The 21,865-nt window shown below is 70.1% G+C and carries 20 protein-coding genes and 1 riboswitch; of the genes, 8 read left to right on the plus strand and 12 right to left on the minus strand.

What is annotated here, in order from left to right; genetic code table 11:
* Window positions 1-35: 35 nt before the first annotated feature.
* From VIL67_RS10075 to VIL67_RS10085, 3 genes are all read left to right on the plus strand, one after another.
* Window positions 36-929, plus strand: coding sequence for a pirin family protein (locus VIL67_RS10075; RefSeq protein ID WP_332048747.1), 894 nt, complete (start codon window positions 36-38; stop codon window positions 927-929).
* A gap of 76 nt (window positions 930-1,005) precedes the next feature.
* Complete coding sequence (locus VIL67_RS10080; RefSeq protein ID WP_332048748.1) at window positions 1,006-2,376, plus strand: L-serine ammonia-lyase; 1,371 nt, start codon at window positions 1,006-1,008, stop codon at window positions 2,374-2,376.
* A gap of 73 nt (window positions 2,377-2,449) precedes the next feature.
* Window positions 2,450-2,890 carry a YciI family protein gene (locus VIL67_RS10085; RefSeq protein WP_332048749.1) on the plus strand — a complete coding sequence of 147 codons (441 nt, stop codon included), beginning with the start codon at window positions 2,450-2,452 and terminating at the stop codon, window positions 2,888-2,890.
* Here the strand turns inward: VIL67_RS10085 and pgsA are convergent.
* The 3 genes from pgsA to VIL67_RS10100 all read right to left on the minus strand — a co-directional run bounded on the left by pgsA (window position 2,887) and on the right by VIL67_RS10100 (window position 7,324).
* Window positions 2,887-3,501 (minus strand): CDP-diacylglycerol--glycerol-3-phosphate 3-phosphatidyltransferase, encoded by a 615-nt coding sequence (gene pgsA, locus VIL67_RS10090; RefSeq protein ID WP_332048750.1) that lies wholly within the window; start codon window positions 3,499-3,501, stop codon window positions 2,887-2,889. The two genes, VIL67_RS10085 and pgsA, sit on opposite strands and share 4 nt — an antisense overlap.
* Window positions 3,502-3,567: 66 nt before the next feature.
* Window positions 3,568-5,433 carry an excinuclease ABC subunit UvrC gene (gene uvrC / locus VIL67_RS10095; RefSeq protein WP_414696198.1) on the minus strand — a complete coding sequence of 622 codons (1,866 nt, stop codon included), beginning with the start codon at window positions 5,431-5,433 and terminating at the stop codon, window positions 3,568-3,570.
* A 103-nt stretch (window positions 5,434-5,536) separates the two neighbouring features.
* Window positions 5,537-7,324, minus strand: a complete 1,788-nt coding sequence (locus VIL67_RS10100) for a long-chain-acyl-CoA synthetase (RefSeq protein WP_332048752.1) — start codon at window positions 7,322-7,324, stop codon at window positions 5,537-5,539.
* A gap of 417 nt (window positions 7,325-7,741) precedes the next feature.
* On the opposite strand from VIL67_RS10100, the gene VIL67_RS10105 reads away from it, so the two are divergent.
* From VIL67_RS10105 to VIL67_RS10115, 3 genes are all read left to right on the plus strand, one after another.
* On the plus strand, window positions 7,742-8,704 hold the full coding sequence (locus VIL67_RS10105; protein ID WP_332048753.1) for a hypothetical protein: 963 nt from the start codon (window positions 7,742-7,744) through the stop codon (window positions 8,702-8,704).
* A gap of 516 nt (window positions 8,705-9,220) precedes the next feature.
* Complete coding sequence (locus VIL67_RS10110; protein ID WP_332048754.1) at window positions 9,221-9,826, plus strand: DUF4893 domain-containing protein; 606 nt, start codon at window positions 9,221-9,223, stop codon at window positions 9,824-9,826.
* A 56-nt stretch (window positions 9,827-9,882) separates the two neighbouring features.
* Window positions 9,883-10,602: a LamG-like jellyroll fold domain-containing protein gene (locus tag VIL67_RS10115; RefSeq protein ID WP_332048755.1), complete on the plus strand. Its 720-nt coding sequence runs from the start codon at window positions 9,883-9,885 to the stop codon at window positions 10,600-10,602.
* On the opposite strand, the gene cuyB is transcribed toward VIL67_RS10115, so the two are convergent.
* The 3 genes from cuyB to VIL67_RS10130 are packed head-to-tail and all read right to left on the minus strand — an operon-like array spanning window position 10,599 to window position 12,789.
* Window positions 10,599-11,303: a cysteate racemase gene (cuyB, locus tag VIL67_RS10120; protein WP_332048756.1), complete on the minus strand. Its 705-nt coding sequence runs from the start codon at window positions 11,301-11,303 to the stop codon at window positions 10,599-10,601. The genes VIL67_RS10115 and cuyB overlap by 4 nt on opposite strands.
* Complete coding sequence (gene cuyA, locus VIL67_RS10125) at window positions 11,300-12,319, minus strand: D-cysteate sulfo-lyase (RefSeq protein ID WP_332048757.1); 1,020 nt, start codon at window positions 12,317-12,319, stop codon at window positions 11,300-11,302. Before cuyA ends, cuyB begins: the two co-directional genes overlap by 4 nt.
* Before the next feature lie 23 nt (window positions 12,320-12,342).
* Complete coding sequence (locus VIL67_RS10130) at window positions 12,343-12,789, minus strand: hypothetical protein (protein ID WP_332048758.1); 447 nt, start codon at window positions 12,787-12,789, stop codon at window positions 12,343-12,345.
* Window positions 12,790-12,881: 92 nt separating this feature from the next.
* Window positions 12,882-12,989, plus strand: a riboswitch (TPP riboswitch).
* Between the two features lie 42 nt (window positions 12,990-13,031).
* Here VIL67_RS10130 and thiC point away from each other — a divergent pair.
* Complete coding sequence (thiC, locus tag VIL67_RS10135) at window positions 13,032-14,903, plus strand: phosphomethylpyrimidine synthase ThiC (RefSeq protein ID WP_332048759.1); 1,872 nt, start codon at window positions 13,032-13,034, stop codon at window positions 14,901-14,903.
* A 150-nt stretch (window positions 14,904-15,053) separates the two neighbouring features.
* Here the strand turns inward: thiC and VIL67_RS10140 are convergent, their stop codons facing one another.
* Window positions 15,054-15,263: a hypothetical protein gene (locus VIL67_RS10140; RefSeq protein WP_332048760.1), complete on the minus strand. Its 210-nt coding sequence runs from the start codon at window positions 15,261-15,263 to the stop codon at window positions 15,054-15,056.
* Between the two features lie 173 nt (window positions 15,264-15,436).
* Between VIL67_RS10140 and VIL67_RS10145 the strand changes: the two genes are divergently transcribed.
* Window positions 15,437-15,976, plus strand: a complete 540-nt coding sequence (locus tag VIL67_RS10145; protein ID WP_332048761.1) for an HD domain-containing protein — start codon at window positions 15,437-15,439, stop codon at window positions 15,974-15,976.
* A 195-nt stretch (window positions 15,977-16,171) separates the two neighbouring features.
* Here the strand turns inward: VIL67_RS10145 and VIL67_RS10150 are convergent, their stop codons facing one another.
* From VIL67_RS10150 to VIL67_RS10170, 5 genes are all read right to left on the minus strand, one after another.
* Complete coding sequence (locus tag VIL67_RS10150; protein WP_332048762.1) at window positions 16,172-17,407, minus strand: acyl-CoA dehydrogenase family protein; 1,236 nt, start codon at window positions 17,405-17,407, stop codon at window positions 16,172-16,174.
* 83 nt (window positions 17,408-17,490) lie between these two features.
* Window positions 17,491-19,353 carry a methyl-accepting chemotaxis protein gene (locus tag VIL67_RS10155; RefSeq protein ID WP_332048763.1) on the minus strand — a complete coding sequence of 621 codons (1,863 nt, stop codon included), beginning with the start codon at window positions 19,351-19,353 and terminating at the stop codon, window positions 17,491-17,493.
* A gap of 217 nt (window positions 19,354-19,570) precedes the next feature.
* Window positions 19,571-20,311 carry a hypothetical protein gene (locus VIL67_RS10160; protein WP_332048764.1) on the minus strand — a complete coding sequence of 247 codons (741 nt, stop codon included), beginning with the start codon at window positions 20,309-20,311 and terminating at the stop codon, window positions 19,571-19,573.
* Window positions 20,312-20,573: 262 nt separating this feature from the next.
* On the minus strand, window positions 20,574-21,428 hold the full coding sequence (gene ypfJ / locus VIL67_RS10165) for a KPN_02809 family neutral zinc metallopeptidase (RefSeq protein ID WP_332048765.1): 855 nt from the start codon (window positions 21,426-21,428) through the stop codon (window positions 20,574-20,576).
* A 61-nt stretch (window positions 21,429-21,489) separates the two neighbouring features.
* Window positions 21,490-21,858 (minus strand): hypothetical protein, encoded by a 369-nt coding sequence (locus tag VIL67_RS10170; protein ID WP_332048766.1) that lies wholly within the window; start codon window positions 21,856-21,858, stop codon window positions 21,490-21,492.
* Window positions 21,859-21,865: the final 7 nt, after the last annotated feature.

Raw genomic sequence — 21,865 nt, forward strand, 5'->3', positions numbered from 1 at the left:
CCCAGATTGCGTACGAATGGAGCGTCGGAGCGACCATGATCGAGCTTGTCATCGACCAGCGGCGGAAGGACCTCGGCGGCTTCGAGGTCGGCCGTGTGCTGCCCTACGCCGGGCGGCGCATGGTCGGCCCCTTCATCTTCTTCGATCACATGGGCCCCGCCGAGTTCCAGGCCGGCTTCGGCCGCGAGGTGGACGTGCGGCCTCACCCGCACATCGGCATCTCCACCCTGTCCTACCTGTTCGAGGGCGAGATGACCCACCGCGACAGCGTGGGCGCGGTCCAGCCGATCCGGCCGGGCGAGGTCAACTGGATGACGGCCGGCAGCGGCATCACCCACTCCGAGCGGTTCGAGCACCTTCGCGCCCACGGGGGCCGGATGAACGGCATCCAGACCTGGATCGCCCTTCCCCGGGAGGACGAGGAAATCGACCCGGGCTTCAGCCACCACGACCCGGAAGGCCTCCCCACCTACGAAGCCGGCGGCCTCTGGGCGCGGCTGATCGCTGGCGAGGCGTTCGGCGCCAAGTCGGTCGTGCCGGTGCGCTCGCCCATGTTCTACGTCCACTGGCGGCTGCAGGCCGGCGCCCAGGCGCAGCTGCCGGCCGAGTATCCCGAGCGCGCGGCCTATGTGGCGCAAGGGGTCGTCGAGGTGGACGGCCGCCAATTCCACGAAGGCCAGATGCTGGTCTTCGCGCCGGGCCAGCCGGTGCTGTTCACCGCCGTGACGCCCGCCATGGTCATGCTGCTGGGCGGCGAACCCGTCGGCGAGCGCTTCATCGAGTGGAACTTCGTGTCCTCGTCCAAGGCGCGAATCGAGCAGGCCAAGGCCGACTGGCGCGCCGGCCGAATGAAGCTGCCGGACGCCGACGACGCCGAGTTCATCCCCCTGCCCGGCGACCCGGCGCCGCCGCCCAACCCCATGAGCTGAGGCGGCGCGCAAGAACCTTCCGCCCGCCGGCCTGACGGCGGTTGAGCCTTGCGCGGATTGCGCGTTTATGGGGCGGATGAACGTCAGCGTCTTCGACCTCTTCAAGCTCGGCGTCGGGCCTTCCAGCTCGCACACCATGGGCCCCATGACCGCCGCCGCCCGCTTCCTGGACTGGCTGGGCGAGCGCCTGGGCCGCGTCCAGCGCGTCGAAGCCACGCTCTACGCCTCCCTGGCCCTCACCGGCCGCGGTCACGCCACCGACCGCGCCGTCCTGCTCGGCCTGGCGGGCTTCGAGCCCCGCACCCTCGACCCCGACGCCGCCGACCAGGCCCTGGCGGCCATCCGCCAGGAGGGCCGCCTCGTCCTCGCGGGCCGCCACGAGGTCGCCTTCGACGAGGCCCGCGACCTCGTCTGGGCCGGCCGCACCCGCCTTCCCCAGCACCCCAACGCCCTCAAGTTCGCGGTCTACGACGCCGAGTCCGCCCTCATCGCCGAGCGGACCTACTTCTCCATCGGCGGCGGCTTCATCCGCGACGAGGACGAGATGGGGCAGAACACCCCCACCGTCTCCGGCCCCGAAGTCCCCCACCCCTTCGCCTCCGGCGACGAGCTCCTCCAGCGGGCCGCCATGGCCGGCCTCTCCATCGCCGAGCTGATGTTCCAGAACGAGAAGGCGCTGCGCTCCGAGCAGGAGATCAACGACGGCCTCGATGCCATCGCCGCCGCCATGTACGCCTGCATCGACCGGGGCCTGCGCGTCGACGGCGTGCTGCCCGGAGGGCTGAAGGTCCAGCGCCGGGCCAACCAGGTCTGGCAGAACCTGATGGCCGACGCCGATCGCCGCATCGCCGATCCTCTGGCGGCCCTCGACTGGGTGAACCTCTGGGCCCTGGCGGTGAACGAGGAGAACGCCGCCGGCGGCCGCGTCGTCACCGCCCCCACGAACGGCGCGGCCGGCCTGCTGCCCGCTGTGCTGCGCTACTACGACCGCTTCCACCAGGGGACGGCCGAGAAGCGCCGCACCTTCCTGCTCACCGCGGGAGCCATCGGCGCCCTCTACAAGACCAACGCCTCGATCTCCGGCGCCGAGGTGGGCTGCCAGGGCGAGGTGGGCGTCGCCTGCTCCATGGCGGCCGCCGGGCTCGCCGCCGCCATGGGCGCCTCGAACGCCCAGATCGAGAACGCCGCCGAGATCGCCATGGAGCACAACCTCGGCCTCACCTGCGACCCGATCGGCGGCCTGGTGCAGATCCCCTGCATCGAGCGGAACGCCATGGGCGCGGTGAAGGCCATCGACGCCGCCCGCCTGGCGCTGCTGGGCGACGGCCGCCACACCGTCAGCCTCGACAAGGTGATCGCCACCATGAAGCGCACCGGCGAGGACATGAGCGCCATCTACAAGGAGACCTCGCTCGGCGGCCTGGCGGTCAATCTCGCGGAATGTTGACGGCGGTTGTCGGAAGGCCGGACTGTCGTTCGTCCTTCGGAGAGACCACCACCGAGGACCAGGGAGAACGACGATGCGCTACCTGATGATCGTGAAGGCCACGCCGCTCTCGGAAGCCGGCGAGTTCCCGCCTGACGCTGAACGGATGTTCGCCGAGATGGCCGAGTTCAACAATGAACTGATCGCCGCTGGCGTGCTGCTGGACGGCGCCGGCCTGAAGCCCAGCTCGGCCGGCAAGCGGGTACGCTTCGAAGGCCGCGGCAACACCGTCGTCACCGATGGCCCCTTCGCTGAGACGAAGGAACTGATCGCCGGGTACTGGATCATCCAGTGCAAGGACATGGATGAGGCTCTGTCGTGGGCCCGCCGAATTCCCTTTGATGACGGGGAAGTGGAGCTGCGCCCGTTCCACGAGCCGGAGGACTTCGAGGGTTACGTCTCCGACGAGGTGATGGACCAGGAGAAATCCTGGCGCGAGGAGCAAGTCGCCAAGGCGCCCAAGGGCACCGCCTAGGCGCCAAGCGCCTTCCGGGTCTGTTCCCAGTACTGGGCGCCCGTGATCAGCGTCACCACCGCGGCCAGCCAGAACAGGCCGTGCGCAAAGAGGGCGAAGCCCACCTGCCACTCCGCGGGGAAGCTGAAGGCGCCCCACGACGCCACGACCAGCTCCAGCGCCAGCGCTGTGAGCTGGAGCGTGGTCTTCCACTTCGCGAGCAGGGTGACCGGGAGCTTCACGCCGCGGCCAGCGCCCACTTCGCGCAGCGCGCTGACGGTGAACTCGCGGAACAGGATCAGGCCGGCTGGCACCACCACCATTGGCTGGGGGCCGAGTGCGAGCAGGCCCAGCACCGCGCCGCAGACCAGCACCTTGTCGCCGATCGGGTCGAGGATGGCGCCCCAGACGCTGGTGGCGTTCAGCCGGCGCGCCAGCCAGCCGTCGAAGAAGTCAGTGACCGCGGCAATGACGAAGGCGTAGACCGCCCAACGCTCGAGGGCGAACTGGGTCTCCGGCGGCAGGTCGTCCGATATGACCGGGATGGCTCCCGCCGCGGCGGCCAGCGCCAGGAACATGAACAGCGCCAGGACCAGGCGCAGCGACGTTAGGATGTTCGGCAGCGACTTCATGCGGGCTTGAGCGTATCCGGCCTGTGCTTCGTTCCCGTCAAGCTTAGCCGTTTGCCCTCACACGCCCTAGGCTTTATGGAAGAAGGCGTAGATCCGCTGAGCCAGAGGCAGACTGACGCCTTCGACCTTGGCGAGGTCCTCGACCGAAGCCCGCGAGACGCCGCGCGCCGAACCGAACGTGTGCAACAGGGCTCGTTTCCGCCCGGGTCCGACGCCCTCGATCTCGTCCAAGGGGTTCTTCTTCATGTCCATCGCACGACGTGTGCGATGGCTGCCGATGGCGAAGCGGTGCGCCTCGTCGCGGAGACGCTGCAGATAGTAGAGAACCGGGCTCTTGGGCTCGAGCATGAACGGCTCTTTGCCCGGGATGAAGAACCTCTCCAGCCCTGCGTCCCGATCTGGCCCCTTCGCCACCCCGACCACCGGGACGTCGTCGACGCCCAGGTCGGCCATGATCTCCACAGCCGCGGCCAGTTGGCCCGCGCCGCCGTCGATCAGCACCAGGTCGGGGCGGATGGCCTCGTTGCCCTCCTCCTCTTCCTTCACCAGGCGCGAGAAGCGGCGGCGCAGCACCTCTCGCATCATCCCGTAGTCATCGCCGGGGGTGAGCTCCGTCGAACGGATATTGAACTTCCGGTACTGGTTCTTCTGGAAGCCCTCCGGGCCCGCCACGATCATGCCTCCGACCGCATTGGTGCCCATGATGTGGCTGTTGTCGTAGACCTCGATCCGCTCGGGCTGCCCCTCAAGGCCGAACGCCTCGCAGACGCCGGCCAACAGCTTCGACTGCGCCGAACTCTCGGCCATCTTCCGGCCCAGCGCCTCACGCGCGTTGGTCAGCGCGTGGTCCACCAGCTTCTTCTTCTCGCCTCGCTGCGGACGGCTGATCTCCACCCGCCGGCCCGACTTCTGGCAAAAGGCCTCGGCCAGCAGGGCGCAGTCGCTGGGCTCGATGTTCACCAGGATCATCCGCGGGATCGGCTTGTCGTCATAGAACTGGCCGAGGAAGGCGCTCATCACGTCCACGTCCTCATCCGTCCTGTCGACGCGCGGGAAGTAGGCGCGGTTGCCCCAGTTCTGGCCGGCCCGGAAGAAGAACACCTGCACGCAGGCCTGGCCGCCCTCGGCGTGCAGGGCGAAGACGTCGGCCTCGTCCACCGTCTCGGGGTTGATCTGCTGCTCCTGCGCGATGGAGGCCAGCGCCCGGATCCGGTCGCGCAGGCGCGCGGCGCGCTCGAACTCCAGGTCATCCGACGCCGCCTGCATCTCCTCCGCCAGCTTGGACATCACCGCCCGGCTTTTGCCGCGCAGGAAGGCCTGAGCCTGGTCGACTAGGCCGTTGTAGTCCTCCAGGCTGACGAGGCCGGTGCACGGCGCCGAGCAGCGGCGGATCTGGTGCAACATGCACGGCCGGGTGCGGGTGTCGTAGACGCTGTCCGAGCACGACCTCAGAAGGAAAGCCTTCTGCAGGGTGTTGAGCGTGCGGTTCACCGCCCAGGCGCTGGCGAAGGGACCGAAGTACTCGCCCTTGATCGTATGCGCGCCCCGGTGCTTGCGCAGCTGGGGCGCCTCGTGATCGCGGCGGATGACGATCTCGGGGAAGCTCTTGTCGTCGCGCAGAAGAACATTGAAGCGCGGCTTCAGCTGCTTGATCAGATTGATCTCGAGCAGCAGGGCGTCCGTCTCGGTCTGGGTGGTGACGAACTCCATCGAGCGCGTCAGATCGACCATGTGGGCGATCCGCTGGGTGTGGAAGCGCCCCTGGGCGTACTGGAGGACCCGCTTCTTCAAGCTCCGCGCCTTGCCGACGTAGAGCACCTCACCATCCTCGCCGACCATGCGGTACACGCCGGGCCGGTCGGGCAGGCGTTTGACCTCATCCTTGATCAGGGCGGCGCCCTTGAGGGCCGGAGAAGCGAGCATGGCGCACATATAGGACGCTTCGGGCCAGGTGTGAGCGCGACGTTTCGCAGACGCCGTCGGCGGGCCTCACGCCGGGCGTCTTGCGCGGGTCAGGCGGTTTGGTGCGCCTCGGTCAGACCTTGACTCCGCCAGACCCGATCTTCTCGAACACGGCCTTGGTGACCTTCACGTAGCCCTTCTTGGGATCGTGGAAGAAGAGCGGCCCCTTGATCTTGCCGGGGTCGTAGCCGTCGGACACGAGGTCCACCTTGCGCAGCTTGAAGGTGCCGGTGGTGGTGAGCTCCGGCAGGATCCGGATGAACAGAGGCTGGGCGTAGGACGGCAGCTCGCGGGACACGTGCTCGCCGAGCGTCTTGATGTCGAATTCGGGCGACACCACCAGCGCGGCCATCCCCGCACGGCCGTCCGCCCCGTCCACTGCGACACCATAGACGTTGGCTTCGAGAACGCCGGGGGCCGCGAGCAGCCGTTCAGCGACCTCGTTCGTGGACACGTTCTCGCCTTTCCAGCGGAAGGTGTCGCCGATCCGGTCGACGAAATAGAGGTAGCCGTCTCCGTCCATGCGCATCAGGTCGCCGGTGGCGAACCAGCGGTCGCCCTTCTCGAAGACGTCCCGCAGCACCTTCTTCTCGGACGCGGCGCGGTCGACGTAGCCGGTGAAGTCGGAGCGCGCGTCCGTGCCGATGCGGCCAATGCACTCGCCGATCTGGCCTGGCCCGCACTCGATGCAGAAGCCGTTCGGGCCGCGGATCGGCTGCTCGGTGTCGACGTCGAACTGCACCAGGCGGATGTTGAACCGCTTTCGCAGCCACTTGGGCGCCCGGCCGATCGCCCCCTCCCGGCCATCGAAGTTGAACATGCTGACGTTGCCTTCCGTCGAGCCGTAGAACTCGAGGATATCCGGGATGCGGAAGCGGCGCTTCAGCTCAGGCCAGACGTCGGGGCGGAGCCCGTTTCCGAAAGCGAGGCGGATCTTGTGCCGCGCCTCGTCGGGGTGCTCGGGAGCGTTCACCAAGTAGCGGCAGAGCTCGCCGATGTAGACGAACATCGTGCACCCCTCGGCCGCCACCTCGTCCCAGAAATGGCTGGCCGAGAAGCGGCGCCGCAGCACGACGGAGCCCCCGTTCAGGAAAGCCGCGCCCAAGGCGCAGAGCCCCCCGGTGGCGTGGTAGAGCGGCAGGGTGACATAGATGCGGTCTGTGGCGCGCGCGTTCGTGGCTCCTGCGAAGCCGCGCATGTAGAGCTGCGCGCGCTGATGGGTCACCCGAGCCGCCTTCGGCAGGCCGGTTGTCCCGGAGGTGAAGATCAGCAGGGCCGTGTCCCGCGCGCGCACGTCCTCGCGCACCCCGCGGTCCGGCGGCAGCATCGAGCAGCTCTTCAGCGCCTGAACCAGGTCGCGCTGGTCGCCTGTGGCGGGCCCGAGCACCCACTGCTGCACCGTGCGCTCGAGCAGGTCGCGCGCCGCCGCGAACGCCGGCGACGTCTCAGCGTCGACGATCACGTGGTTGGCCTGCGAGATGTTCAGGCAGTGGGCCAGCGGGAGTCCGGCGAGCTGGTTGTTGATGAGCGCCGTGACCACCCCGATCTTGGACAGTCCGTACCAGACGCAGAAGTATTCCAGCCGGTTCGGCATGAAGAGCGCCACCGTCTGGCCGCGCCGGATGCCCAGCCCCTTGGCCCAGTGGGCGAAACGGTTGGCGATAGCGTCCATCTCGCCGAAGGTGACCGTGCGCCCCTCGAAGGTGATCGCCGGCCGCTCCCTGAACCGCTCCACCGCCGCCTGCAGGTCATCGCAGATCAGATTGGCGCTGTCGGGCGCCACAGATTTCACGCGCTTCAGGGTCCGGTTCAGCCCACGCACGAAACGCCACTCGCGCTGAAGCCTTGCCTTAAGGCGCATCATCCCCTCCGACCTGGAGCGCGGACCTTGGCGAACGCCGCCGGGGCGGGTCAAGCAATCGGCAGCGCGCGGATGGTCACACCTGCGCGGCGAAGCGAAGGGCGCGACGTTCGCGCCACAGGCGAGCTCAAGGCAGGGGATCTCGTCAGCAGGGCGCCGGACCCCGACCCCCGCCTGAATAAGGTCTTTCTACGGCGACGCTGGCCAGATTTCCGCCTTCTTGGCTCAGAAGCGGGAGGCAATGGATCGACTAGGCCACTGTATCGCAAAGTAAACCCGGTGGCCTTACACAGGCATCGACGCGCCGGACAGTCACCACCTAGTCTACAATGGCCAAGCTCGACTCATCACGATTGCGGAACCGGCTTGGGCATGGGTGAGTTTCCGGGTCCACGAGATTTCCTGGAGGGACTGATCATGTCCATGAACTACACGCCGTCTTCCCAGACTCCTGGCGGACCGACCGAGAGCGGGGACTCCCTGTTCGCCGCGACGCCGGTCTGGGAGCGCAATGGCAAGAAGCGCCGCAGCGGCTTCGGCCGCAGCGCGCCGGCCGCGTCTGGCGGCGCCTCGACCAGCAGCGAAGCGACCTCGACCCCCACGGCCTCCACAGCCGAGCACACCGTTGGCTCGACGAGCGAGCGCCCAATGACCTCGACGCATACAGGTCCCGCGATGGGCGCGGCCGCCAGCGTCGGTCTCGGCAGCGCCATGGACCGGCCGATCAGCTCCGGCCATAGCAGCGCCAACCACACCGCCACCACCACGGCCTCGGAACCCATGATGGCCGCGCCGACCCGGACCCGTACGACCACCGCCAAGAAGAAGGGCGGCGTCCCCGCCGCGGCCCTGGCCGCCGGCGTAGTGGCCTTGGGCGGCCTGGCCGCCGGGGGTTGGTACGCCAGCCAACCCAACGAGCAGGGCGTCGCCGAGCTCGCGCCAGGCGAGCCGTCCGAGATGGCCGCCGCGACCTCGGCCGCGGCCCCGATGGCTTCGACGGCGCCGACCCAGATGGCCGCCAACGAGAGCGCCCCGCCGGCCGTGAACGCCGGGTCCGGCGAGCGCGCCGCCGTCAGCGAGCGCCGCACCACTCCGACAACGGCCCGCGCCACGACGCGCACCCGCCCGGCGGTCGCCGCCTCGGCCGGTGAAGTGGGCGTGAACGCCAGCACCACCGCGACCCTGCCCACCGGGCCGCAGCCCTATTCGGCGGTGAGCGGCGGCGCGGCGGCCCCGGCCGCCAGCGCGCCGGTGACGCCGGAAGCGACGGCTGCCCCCGCCATTCCGGCCACGCCGCCGACCCTGCCCGCGGAAACGGAGACCGGCTCGGACCCTTCGGGCGCGGCGGAAACCCCGGCTGACGCCACCACCCAGCCGTAAACACGCCTTCCATCGGGATAGCAGAGGGGCGGCTCCGGCGACGGAGCCGCCCTTTCCACACGATGCGCTATGGAGGCCGCACGGAGGGCCCGTCGCGGCTTGAGGCCGGGTCGCGGTGCCGGTGGAAATCGAGATGTAGGCCGTCGCCGGCGCTACTGTAGTTTTGCGGAAGCGCCACCGCGCCTCCGATGAGCCATATGGCACGTCCACCCACCCGGAGGATGGACGCATGACCCTCTCTCTCAACGCTCCGCACCCCCGAGGCGCTCGCGCGTTCAGCCACCGACCCTCAGTCGCGCCGCAAGTGCTGGCCGCTTGCGCCATGGAAGGTCCGAGACCACGCCGCCGCACCGGCTTCCGGCCGCGGCGGCTGCTTGGCCTCGCCGCCGCGCTCGCGGTCTGCGCCGCGTTCTGGAGCGTTGTCGTTCAGGCCGTGATCCACGTCGCCGGCTGAGGCACGGCGTCATCAGAGGTTCAGCTGGACGCGGATAGCTCTCGCATATCTGGAGTCCCTCGATGCGCCATCCGCTGCTGCCGTTCACCCTGACCATCGCCGTGCTGTCCATGCCGGCTGTGGTCCTGGCCGCCTCGGCCGACTGGAGAAGCGACGCCACCCGAGAGGACAGGCGGCGGCTCGGCGGCCTGGATGAGGCCTGGCGCCAGGCGCTCGCGCAGGCCCGGGTCAGACACTCCCGCGAGCTGAAGGCCCTGGGGCCAGTCGCAGATCCGCGCGCAGCCCTGCCCTCGCGCCCGGAACCGACGCCGGGGACCTACCAATGCCGGACCATCAAGCTGGGCTCCGGCGAAACGGGCAGCGGGGCGGGCGTGATCGCTTACGGCTGGTTCACCTGCAAGGTCGCGCTCTCGCCCGGAGGCGACCTCACGCTCACCAAGACGACGGGTTCGCAACGGCCCATGGGCAACCTCTATCCCGAGAACCGCCGCCGGCTCGTCTACCTCGGAGCCGTAGCCTGGGGTGACGAGGGTCCGGCGGTGTACGGGCGGGACCCGGAGCGCGACCAAATCGGCGTGGTGGAGCGGATCGGTCCGCAGCGCTGGCGGCTGGTGCTGCCATTCCCAAAGGTGGAGTCGACGCTCGACATCATCGAGCTGCGCCGTTGAGCCGCGTCGCCGAAACGGCAACTTGACAGCGATCGCCGCCCGGCCTGGCATTCGGCATGGTTTCCTCCACCGCCCGCCGGCCTCGGCGCCGCGATCTGCTGCTCGGGGCCGGCGCGGCCCTGGCGTCCTCCAACGCCCTCGCACAGCCTGCCGCGCCCCGAGCCCAGACCTGGCGGTTCAACAATCTCGAGGCGCTCGCCGGCCTGAGGCCGGAGGTGCTGGGCGCGCCTGCCTTCACGGCCGGGCCGTTCGGGCGAGCCCTCGCCTTCGACGGCATGGATGACGGGCTGGTCCTGCCGCACCACCCGCTCGCGGGCGCCCGCGCCTTCACGATCGAGGCGATCGTGCGCCCTGACGGCGGGCGGTTCGAGCAGCGCTGGCTGCACCTGGCGGAAGAGCCCGCCCTGCCCGCCTCGGCCGACGTGTCGGGCGGCACGCGCATGCTGTTCGAGGTGCGGGTTACGGACGCCGGCTGGTACCTGGACGCCTTCATCAAGGGGCCGGGCTACAACCAGACGCTCATCGCGCCGGAGAAGGTCCACCCGCTGGGGCGGTGGTGTCACGTGGCCCAGGTCTGCGACGGACGCCGCTACGCGAGCTTCGTCAACGGCGAGCTGCAGGCCGAGGCGCAGGTGGCCTTCACGGCCCAGGGGCCGGGACGCACGTCTGTCGGGGTGCGCATGAACCGGGTCGACTGGTTCCGCGGGGGACTGGCCGTGGCGCGCTTCACGCCCCGCGCTCTGAAGCCCGCCCAGTTCACGATGACCCGGGCCTAGGCGCCCAGCGCCTGCGGGACCGGCTCGTAGCCCAGGCAGATGGCCACGCAGCGGCGCGCCAGCAGGTCGCCCGGATCCACAAAATCGACCCGCAGATCGTCCTGCCGCAGCACCAGCGGCACCTCCGTGCAGCCGGCCACCACCACCTCCGCCCCTTGCGACACCAGTTCGTCGGCGAACGCCTTCATCGCCGTCCGCACGTCGTCGCCGAGGTCGCCGGCCTTGATGCGATAGAGCACCTCCATGAAGGCCTCCTGCCGTTCCGGCGACAGGACGACGGGGCTCATCGCTTGGGCGGCCAGGTACTCGCGGTAGAGGCGGATGCCGCCCTTGGTGCCCAGGACCCCCGCGCGCATGGCGCCGGTCTCGCGGGCGGCGCGGGCGCCCGTCTCGATCATGTCGATGAGCGGCAGGCCGGAGGCGCGCTGGATCAGGGCGGCGTGGGCGTGGGCGGTGTTGCAGGCGATGGCCAGCACGTCGGCGCCCGCGCCTTGCAGCGCGCCGGCCATCTCGGCCAGCACAGCGCCGGCGCCGGAGCCCGGCACGTTGCGATCAGGCACCTTGGGGTTGATGTCGACCAGCACGCGGATGTGGTCCTGGTCGCGCTCGGCGGGGGTGTAGGCCTGCAGCTTGGCGAGAAAGTCCAGCGTCGCCGCCGGGCCCATGCCACCCAGGACGCCGAGCGTCAGGCTCTCCCTCATCCCATCCGCCCTTCCAGCTCGGTCTGATAGCCGAACAGGCCCTGGGCGCCGCCGGTGTGCAGGAAGACCACTGTCTCGCCGTCGAACTCGCCCTTCCGGGCCAGGTCGATCAGGCCCTTCATGGCCTTGCCGGAGTACACCGGGTCCAGGAGGATGCCGTCCGTGCGGGCCGCGAGCGTCAGGGCGTCGATGACGGCCTGGTCGATCAGGCCGTAACCCTCGCCGACGTAGTCGGTGTTCGCCACCACCATGTCGCGGGTGACGCGGTCGCGGTGGCCGAGCAGGTCGGCGGTGTCCTGGGCCAGGCGGAAGACGTTGGCTTCCTGGACGTCCTTGGGCGCCCGGACGCCGATGCCGAGCACCGGGATGTCGGCGCCCATCACCGCCAGGCCTGCGACCAAGCCGGCATGGGTCCCCGCCGACCCCGTGGCGGTGACGATGCGGTCGACCTCAAGACCTAACTCATTGGCCTGGTTGACCAATTCCAGGGCGCACTCGGCGTAGCCGAGGGCGCCGATGATGTTCGAGCCGCCGCCGGGGATGACGTACGGTCGCTCGCCGCGCTCGGCGACCTCGGCGGCCACCTCGGCGAGCGCCTGGTTCATGTCGGTCCCGCCGGGGACGGTGCGGATGCGCGCGCCCAGCAGCTCGTCCAGCAGGACGTTGCCCGAGCGGTTGTAGTCGTGGGCCTCGGAGCCCGTGCGGTGCTCCAGGATCACCTCGCAGCCCAGGCCGAAGCGGGCCGCGGCGGCGGCGGTCTGGCGCACATGGTTCGACTGGACGGCGCCCTGGGTCACCAGGACGGTGGCGTCGTTGGCCAGCGCGTCGCCCAGCAGGTACTCGAGCTTGCGGGTCTTGTTGCCGCCGCCGGCCAGGCCGGTGGCGTCGTCGCGCTTGATCCAGACCATCGGGCCGCCGCCGGGCGAGCCGGCGAGCGCCTCGGTCAGCCGGGGCAGCGGCTCCAGCGGGGTGGGCAGATGGGCGAAGCGGACGGGATTGAAGCGGGCGAGGTGCATGCCCCCGCCCTAGACCTCAATCCCTACGGCCGCAACCGCGGCGGCAGGGCCTCGACCTCGGCGGGCGTGAGCCGGACGATGGACTCAACGATGCACGGGCTGCGGAAGCCGCTGCGGCTGATGGAAATGTCGAGGTCAATGGGCCGGCAGGCGATCGGGCTGCCGGGCGGCTGGCGCATCACCAGCGGGTCGCTGGAGCTGGCGCCGGCCAGGCAAGCGCCGGACATCCCCACCCGATAGGCGCCGCGGCCCTGGACGTCGAGGTAGAGGGTGCGATCGTCGCCGATGGTGTGGTTGCGGATGTCGGAGGTGCGGAAGCAGTCGCCGCCGGCCAGGAAGGCGCCGGCCGGAGGCGGCGGCGGCGGCGGCGGCATCATCGCGCCGGGCGGCGGCGGGGGCGGATAGGAGCTGGGCGCGCAGCCGGACAGGACGGCGGCGGCGCCCGCGGCGAGAACCAGGGCGAGCTTCATGGGCATTCCTCCTGCTGGCTCAACTTGCCACGCTGAACGGCGTTCCGCCCCGCATTTGGTCTGGCGCGCCCGGGCCTTCAGGCGTAGCGTCGCCGGCGTCCTCGGGGGGCCGCGCGCAGGCGGCTGAGAGGTGGGCGAGCCCACGACCCGTCGAACCTGATCCGGGTCATGCCGGCGAAGGGAAGGCGCTTTCCGTCCGACCTGACGCCCGTGATCCGTCCGCCACACGGAGACCACGCGCCATGAACAAGCCCGCCGGAAAGCTCGACGCCGCCATCCCCACCGGGGAGCGCCCGGGCTCGCGCAAGGTCTACGCCTCGGGCGAGCTGTTCCCGGACCTGCGGGTCCCGTTCCGCGAGGTGGCGGTCCACCCGAGCGCCAACGAGCCGCCGGTGACGATCTACGACCCCTCGGGCCCCTACACCGACCCGGCGGCGAGCATCGACATCCGCAAGGGCCTGCCCCGCACCCGCGAGCCCTTCGTCGTGGCCCGCGGCGACGTGGAGGTGGTGGCCGAGCCGCGGCAGGTGAAGCCGGAGGACAACGGCGGCGCGAGCGGCCAGCACCTGGCGCCCGCCTTCCCCGACACCGGCCGCAGGGTCTACCGCGCCAAGCCCGGCAAGCTGGTCACCCAGCTGGAGTACGCCCGGGCCGGCATCATCACCGCCGAGATGGAATATGTGGCGATCCGCGAGAACCTGCGCCGCGAGCAGTCCAGCCCCTGCGTCCGCGACGGCGAGGACTTCGGGGCCTCGATCCCCGACTTCGTGACGCCCGAGTTCGTGCGCCAGGAGGTGGCCCGCGGACGCGCCATCATCCCGGCCAACATCAACCACGGGGAGCTGGAGCCGATGGCCATCGGCCGCAACTTCCTGGTGAAGATCAACGCCAACATCGGCAACTCGGCGGTGCTCTCCACCGTCGACGACGAGGTGGACAAGCTGGTCTGGGCCACCCGCTGGGGCGCGGACACGGTCATGGACCTGTCCACCGGCCGCAACATCCACAACATCCGCGACTGGATCATCCGCAACAGCCCGGTGCCGATCGGCACGGTGCCGATCTACCAGGCGCTGGAGAAGGTGGGCGGGATCGCCGAGGACCTGAACTGGGAGGTGTTCCGCGACACCCTGATCGAACAGGCCGAACAAGGCGTGGACTACTTCACCATCCACGCCGGCGTTCGCCTGCCCTTCGTGCCGCTGACCGCCAAGCGGGTGACGGGCATCGTCTCGCGCGGCGGCTCGATCATGGCCAAGTGGTGCCTGGCGCACCACCGCGAGAGCTTCCTCTACGAGCACTTCGAAGAGATCTGCGAGATCATGCGGGCCTACGACGTGTCGTTCAGCCTGGGCGACGGGTTGCGGCCCGGCTCCACGGCGGACGCCAATGACGAGGCGCAGTTCGCCGAGCTCAGGACCCTGGGCGAGCTGACGAAGGTGGCCTGGAAGCACGGCTGCCAGGTGATGATCGAAGGCCCCGGCCACGTGGCCATGCACAAGATCAAGGCCAACATGGAGGAGCAGCTCAAGCACTGCCACGAGGCGCCGTTCTATACGCTCGGCCCGCTCACCACCGACATCGCGCCGGGCTACGACCACATCACCAGCGCCATCGGGGCGGCGATGATCGGTTGGTACGGCACCGCCATGCTCTGCTACGTGACGCCGAAGGAGCACCTCGGGCTCCCCGACCGTGACGACGTGAAGACCGGCGTCATCACCTACAAGCTGGCCGCCCACGCCGCCGACCTGGCCAAGGGCCACCCGGGCGCCGCCATGTGGGACGACGCGGTGAGCCGCGCCCGCTTCGAATTCCGCTGGGAGGACCAGTTCAACCTCGGCCTCGATCCCGAAACGGCGCGCGCCTACCACGACGAAAGCCTGCCGAAGGAGGCGTTCAAGACGGCCCACTTCTGCTCCATGTGCGGGCCGAAGTTCTGCTCGATGAAGATCAGCCAGGACATCCGCCAGGCGGCCCGGGCGCAGAACCTGTCGGACGCCGAGGTGGACAGCGGCATGGCGGAGATGTCGAAGCGGTTCCGCGAGACCGGCGGCGAGATCCTGGTGCCGGTGGCGCCCGTGGCGCCGGCAGCGCCGGAACCGGCGGAGTAGCCGCGAGCAGACCGGAGCGGCGGAGCGGCGAGGCCCCGGGTCTCGCCCTACCCGCCCCCTCCTCCTCTCCGCGATCGGGAGAGGGCCTGCGCCACGACGAAAAAAGGCCCGCCGGAGCGGGCCCTGTCGGTCTGGCGGACGAGGCGGGCCTCAGTCCTTGGCGTTGGCCTTGGCCTTCTGCGGGGCGGGCCACACGCGGACGCAGACTGCGAGCGTCACCGAACCCAGCACCGCGGCGGCGGCCCCGGCCCACTGCATGGGGCTCATGCCGAGCGCCGCATAGTGGCCGGCCATGCCGCCGGAGGCGAACACCAGGATGGCGGAACCCCACTCGGCCGCTTCCTTCGACGAGATGTTCATGGCGACGCCCCCAGCGCTTGGTGCGGAAAATGATTGCAGGCCCCACTGATAGCGTGCGGCCGCCGGGCCGCGCCATGCGGCACGGAAGCGCACGAACATCGGGTCCTGTGGAAGGTGGACCGGAAGGCCGCTTCCCGCGTACCCTGCAGCCAAAGATCTGCAGGGAGAGCAACATGTTCGTCGACATGCGCCAGGGGACCCAGGAGCACTGGAAGGTGATCGGCGCGGAGCACCGCGTGCACCAGCAGTCCGCCGCCCCGATGCAGATCATGGACACCCTGCGCCGTCTGGAGCCCATGCAGCTGGGCTTCGCGGCCAACCAGCTGACCCACAGCCTGATGGCCGGAACGCTCGCCCGCCGGGACGGCGCAAGCGACGAGGAGGTGGTCGCCGCCCTCTGCCACGACATCGGCAAGGTGCTGTCGATCCCGAACCACGGCCCGATCGCGGCCGAGATGCTGAAGCCCTACGTGAGCGAGGACATCTACAAGGCCATCTACTGGCACCAGGATTTCCAGGGCGCCTACTACTACGAGTTCATGGGCAAGCCGGGCGACCTGCGGGAGAACTTCCGCAAAGAGAGCTGGTTCGATATGGCGGAAAAGCTGGTGGACCGCTGGGACGCGCCCGCCTTCGACCCGACCTTCGAGGTTGATCCGCTGGAGTCCTTCGAAGACCAGGTGGTGAAGGTCTTCTCCAGCCCGAAGCGGTAGGCTCTTCCCGCCGCGCCTTGGAGACGCGGGCGCTCGTCAGGCGGCAGCGCCCAGGGTCAGAACAAGCTCGTTCAGCTGGGCCCGGTCCGCGCAGGAGGGCAGCCCGCCGCGCGAAGACTCCGAGCGTCGTGATCATGGGTCCCCGGGACAAGCCCGGGGATGACGATCCCGTTGGAGTGACGAAAGCCCGCTCCCCTAAAGCAGGTCGCCGCCGGCGGCGGGGGCGGTGGTGCCGTGCGCCTTGAACGCTTTCACCACGTTGCGGCCGGTGGTCCAGCGGTGGACCTCGTCCGGGCCGTCCACGAGGCGCTGGGAGCGGATGTGGGTGTACCAGCGGGCGAGCGGGGTATCGAGGCTGTAGCCCAGGGAGCCGTGCAGCTGGATTGCGGTGTCCACCACGTGGTGCACCATGTTGGCCAGGTAGACCTTGGCGATGCCGTTCTCCTGCCGCAGGTCGAGGCCGTTTTCCGCCTTGTAGGCGATGTGCAGCAGCATCAGGCGGCTGATGTAGAGCTGGGTGGCGCACTCGGCGAGCATGAACTGGACCGCCTGGCGCTCGGCGAGCGGCTTGCCGAAGGTCTCACGGCCGATGACGCGCTCGGTGGCCATGTCGAGCGCCCGCTGGGCCATGGCGACGTTATGCATGCCGTGGCGCAGGCGGCCGTAGGCCAGGCGGTGCTGGCCCATGTTGAAGCCGTTCCCCTCCCCGCCCAGCAGGTTCTCGGCGGGGACGACGAGGTCCTTGATCTCCACCTCGGAGTGGCCGCCGCCCAGGACGTGGGTCAGCGGGCCCTCCAGGGCCATGGTCGGGATGTCGCGCTTGATGGTGTAGCCCTGGTTGGGCAGCTCGACGATGAAGGTGGAATAGCGCTGGTGGCGCGGAGCGTCGGGGTCAGTCATGGCCATGACCACCGCCAGGTCCGCGACGCTGGCGGCCGATGAGAACCACTTCTCGCCGTTCAGCACATAGGCGTCGTTGCCCTGCTTCACCGCGCGGGTCTGCATGCCGGTGGCGTCGGCGCCGGCGGCCTTTTCGGTCATCGAGTAGCAGACGCGCTTTTCGCCGTTCAGCAGCGGCTTGAGGTACTTCTCCTTTTGCAAGTCGGTGCCGTGCGCCAGGATTGTCATCATGGTGGCGTCGTCCGGCCCCTGGGTGTTCATCGACAGCGCTCCCAGGTAGCTCTCGCCCAGCTCCATCTGCACGAGCGCATTGGCGAGCGGCCCGAGGCCCATGCCGCCGTATTCCTTGGGGATGAAGGGGCACCACAGGCCCCGCGCCCGGGCCTTGGCGCGCAGCTCGGCCAGCAGGGTCTTGTAGTCGGCGCCGTCCATCAGGCGCTTCTCGGCCGGGATGCACTCGTCGTGCACCCACTCGCGCACCTTCTGCCGGACGGCCTTGGCCTCTTCCGGGATCTCGAAGTCGATGGCCATGGCGCCCTCCGCTCGGTCTGCTTTCCAGCAGCCTCGCCCGCTGCCGTAGCGGCGGGCAAGCCCGAGTGCGTGAGCGGCGCGGCTTAGCGGCCTGAGAACGCGGCGGCGAGGCGGTTCTGCTGCGCGCGGGCGGGCGAGGGCGCGGCCGTGCCTTGGCCGTTGGCCGAGGTGCGGAACTGCGCCGTCAGCTTCTTCAGCGCGAGCGCCTCGTTGGCCAGCGAATGCCCGGCCGCGGTGCTTTCCTCCACCATGGCGGCGTTCTGCTGGGTCACCTGGTCCATCTGGTTCACGGCGGTGTTCACCTGGTGCAGGCCGGTCGCCTGTTCCTGGGCGGACGCCGCGATCTCGCTGACGACCGTGGTGATGTCCGCCACCTGCTCGACGATGCGGTTCAGGGCGTCGCCGGTCTGGCCCACCAGGGCCACGCCCTGGCCCACCTGTTCACTCGAAGCGGAGATCAGCGTCTTGATCTCCTTGGCGGCTTCGGCCGAGCGCTGGGCCAGCGCGCGGACTTCCGAGGCGACCACGGCGAAGCCCCGGCCGGCGTCGCCGGCGCGGGCGGCCTCGACGCCGGCGTTGAGGGCCAGCAGGTTGGTCTGGAATGCGATCTCGTCGATGACGCCGATGATCTGGCTGATCTCGCCCGCCGAGCGCTCGATCTCGCTCATGGCGGCGACCGCCTGACGCACCACCTCGCCGGAGCGCTGCGCATCGGCGCGCGCCGTGTTGACCACGTCGCGTGCGTGGTTCGCGCCTTCGGCGGTCTTGCGCACGGTGGCGGTGATCTCGTCGAGGGCCGCGGCGGTCTCCTCCAGGCTGGCGGCCTGCTGCTCGGTCCGCTTGGAAAGGTCGTCGCTGGCGTGGCTGATCTGCTCGCAGCCGACGCCGATGCTGTTGGCGGCCTCGACGACGGAGGCCAGGGCCTGCTCGAGCTTGCCCGCCGTGGCGTTGAAGTCGCGCCGGAGCCCTTCGTACTCCTCGGCGAACGCCTCTTCGAGCCGGACCGTCAGGTCGCCGCTGGAGAGCCGGTCGAGGCTGGCCGCGAGGCTGCTCACCACGCGGTTCAGCTCGGCGGCGGCGCGGGCGCGCTGGCTCTCGTTGCTGCGGCGCTCGGCCTCGGCCGCCTGGCGCTGCGCCTCGGCCTCGGCCTCCAGCCGCTCGCGCTGCATGCCGTCGAGCGCCGCCTGCCGGAAGACGGCCAGCGAGCGGGCCATGTCGCCCAGCTCGTCCTGGCGATCCTGGCTTGGCAGCTCGACCGTGCTGTCGCCGCCCGCGAGGGCCTTCATGGCGCGCGTCATGGCGAGCAGCGGCCCGACGACCTTCACCAGCACGGTGAAGACGGCGACGGCCGCGACCACCGCAGACACCAGGCCGATCATCAGCATGAGGCCCTGGAACCGCTTGTGCTCGGCCTGGGCGGCGGCCGCCTCCTGGGCGGCCACCTTGATCTGCAGGGCGACCAGCTCGCCCACCGCGGTTCCGACGGGGTCGATGGCCGGGTAGAGCTCCGAGGCGGTGAACTGGGTGAGACCGGCGGCGTCGCCGGCCTGGAGCAGGCCTTCGAGCTTCTCGCTGGCCTGGTCGCCGGCCGGCATCCGCTCGGCGACCTTGGCGGCGAGGCGGCTCTCCTCCTCGGTCATCTGGGTGGCCATGTAGGCCTGCCAGTTGGTCTGGATCGTCTGGCGGGCGCCGCGGACCGACTGCAGCCCCTCGCTCCACCCCAGCTGGCCGGTGTTCACCTTCTGGGCGGTGTCGACGATGCTGACGGCGTAGGCGTCCGCCACTGTCTTGAGCTGCTCCATCGGGGCGACCCGGTCCGCCAGGATGGTCTGGATCTTCCGCTGGGCGGTGTTCATCCCGGCCAGCCCCGCTGCGCCGACCACCCCCAGCGCCACCACCAGGCCGATCACACAACCGACCAGCCGAACACGGATACTCAGACGCATCGAACCCCCCGAATCAGGCCCCGATGCTGACGTCGCGGAACTTAAGAAATTGTGCTTAATTTCCGCGGGGTTGTTAGAGTTCGCATAGCTATCCGGCTCACTTTCTGGGCACTGACGGGATCACCCTGGGCGAGCAGCTTCTCGCGGCCGCGGCGGTCAGGGCGTGCGCTTGAGGCTCGCCCCCTCCACCGCCCGCCGCTTCGCGGGGGAGGTCGGGTCAGCCCGGCATGAACTTCGCCCGGTAGGCGGCGGGGATCCCCTCTCCCTCATAGAGCGCGGTCAGCAGGTACTGGGCCTGCCAGATGGCGAGTTCACAGGCGAAGGCCAGGCGCTGCTTGGCCTCGGCGGCGTCGGGCTGGCCGGGCGCCGGATAGATGAGGTGGGTGCCGATGCAGCTGGGGTGGGCGACCTCGCAGAGCGCCCCGTAGCTGGTCTCCACGAAGTTGGGCGAGGCCAGGTCGAGGCCGCCGATCTCCTGCGCCTGTTCCGCGATCTCGGCCGCCGCCTCGGGCGGCTCGGCAGCGACCGGGCCGGCGTTGTCCAGCGCCTCCAGGTGGCGCAAGGCGTCGTTGACGTGGACGCCGGAGACCTCCTCGCCCATGCGGCCTTCGTAGAACTTGCGGAAGCGGTCCTGCAGGTTCTCGAGCTTGCCGTGGTCGATCAGCCGGAACATCTCAGCCACGTAGAAGGCGCCCATGGCCGTGGTCTCGATCAACGCGCGGGCCAGCAGCACCGCAGGTGTCAGCCGGTCCAGGTAGAGCATGGCCTTGGTGGAGGCGGCGAGGTCGTCGGCGCGCTTGGCGTAGGCGTAGAGCAGTTCCATCATCCGGAAGAGCTCGGTCCCCTCGACCTCGAAGTCGAAGGCCGGCGCCTTGGCCGCCCACTCGGCGAGTTCCACCTCCACATGCCGGATGCGCTCCAGGACCAGGGGCGAGCGGTGTGTCAGGTCAAGCGGCATCGGGCCTCCGGACTGTGCGCGAAGCCAAGCCCGCGACGGCCGGCCCGGTTCCGCCGGCGGTCGCGGGAAGCGACGCCGTGGTTCATCGAACGGTCATCCGCGAAAGCGCATCCCTCCGCCCAGACCGGCTGGAGAGCGGTCACGAGGTCATTCGGCGGACGCTGGTCGCGCTGCCGGACGGCTGTCCCCTCAGCGCCACTGCGGCCGCATTGGGGGCACGGGGCGGTCCCTGGACCCGGGGGCCGCCCCACCTCCCTCAAAATCAGAGCCGAGCGGCGCGGAAGGTGTCGCAGGCCGCCGGATCGCCGGCCTGGACCCCGGTGCGGAACCAGCGCATGCGCTGCTCGGACGAGCCGTGGGTGAAGGCGTCGGGCATCACCCGGCCCTGCGCCTTGCGCTGCAGGGTGTCGTCGCCGACGGCCGCGGCGGCGCGCAGGCCGTCCTCGATGTCGCGGGGATCCAGGACCACCTGTCCGCCCGAGACGCGCGCCGCATGGGCCGCCCAGACGCCGGCGTAGCAGTCTGCCTGCAGCTCCAGGCGCACGGCGCCGCTTTCCGCCCCCTTGGCGCCCATCCGGCGCGACGTCTCCATGGCGCCGGTCAGGTTCTGGACGTGGTGGCCGATCTCGTGGGCGATGACGTAGGCGCGGGCCGCCTCGCCGCGGGCGCCCAGCTGGGTCTCCATGTCCTGCCAGAAGGTCAGGTCGAGGTAGACCTTGCGATCGGCGGGGCAATAGAACGGCCCCATGGCCGACTGGCCCATGCCGCAGCCGGTCCCGGTGGCGCGGTCGTAGATCACCACCGCGTCGGGCTTGCGATACTGCTGGCCGCTCTGCTGGAAGACCTGGGTCCAGACGTCGTCGACGTTGGTGGCGACCACGTCGACGAAGCGGCCCGCCTCGTCGGCCGGGGCCCCGCGGACGCCTTCCTGCTGCTGGACCGGGCCGCCGCCGCCGCCCACCACGCTCATGGTGGTGGAGGGATCGATGCCGAACACGAAGTAGCCGATCAGGGCCAGGATCACCCCACCGGCGCCGACGCCGCCCACGGCGCCCGCCGGGCCGAGGCCCCGGCGATCCTCGATGTTGCCGCCGCCGCGTCCGCCTGCCCAGCGCATGGATCTCTCCGCTTCCGATCAAAAGCCGGACGCGATAACGCCGCGGGGCGCGAGGGGCTCCCTAGGGCCGGCTGCGGCTGGCCTCTCGCACCGCGTCGTTGGAGGCGGCGAGGCGGTCGTCGGGCATGCTGGCCAGCTTCGAGGTGTCGATGGGCACGGCCGCCCGGGGCGAAGCCGCCGGCGGCGGCAGGGGCAGGGGCGGCAGGGTCCGCTGGGTCTGCACGTCGCGGATCGCCTGCTCGGTGCGCAGGCGGGAGTCCAGGGCGTTGAGCTCCAGCTCCTGGCTGAGCATACGCTGGCGCATCATCTCCTGCTGCATCTGCAGCTCCTGGAAGCGCATGGCGTCGGTGTTGACCTGGGCGGCCGCGGGTCCGGCGGACGCGAGGGCGAGGACCGGGGCGAGGACGGCGGCGAGCGGGGCGGCGCGCATGGGGAGC

The organism is Phenylobacterium sp., assembly GCF_036563385.1.
Lineage (GTDB): Bacteria > Pseudomonadota > Alphaproteobacteria > Caulobacterales > Caulobacteraceae > Phenylobacterium.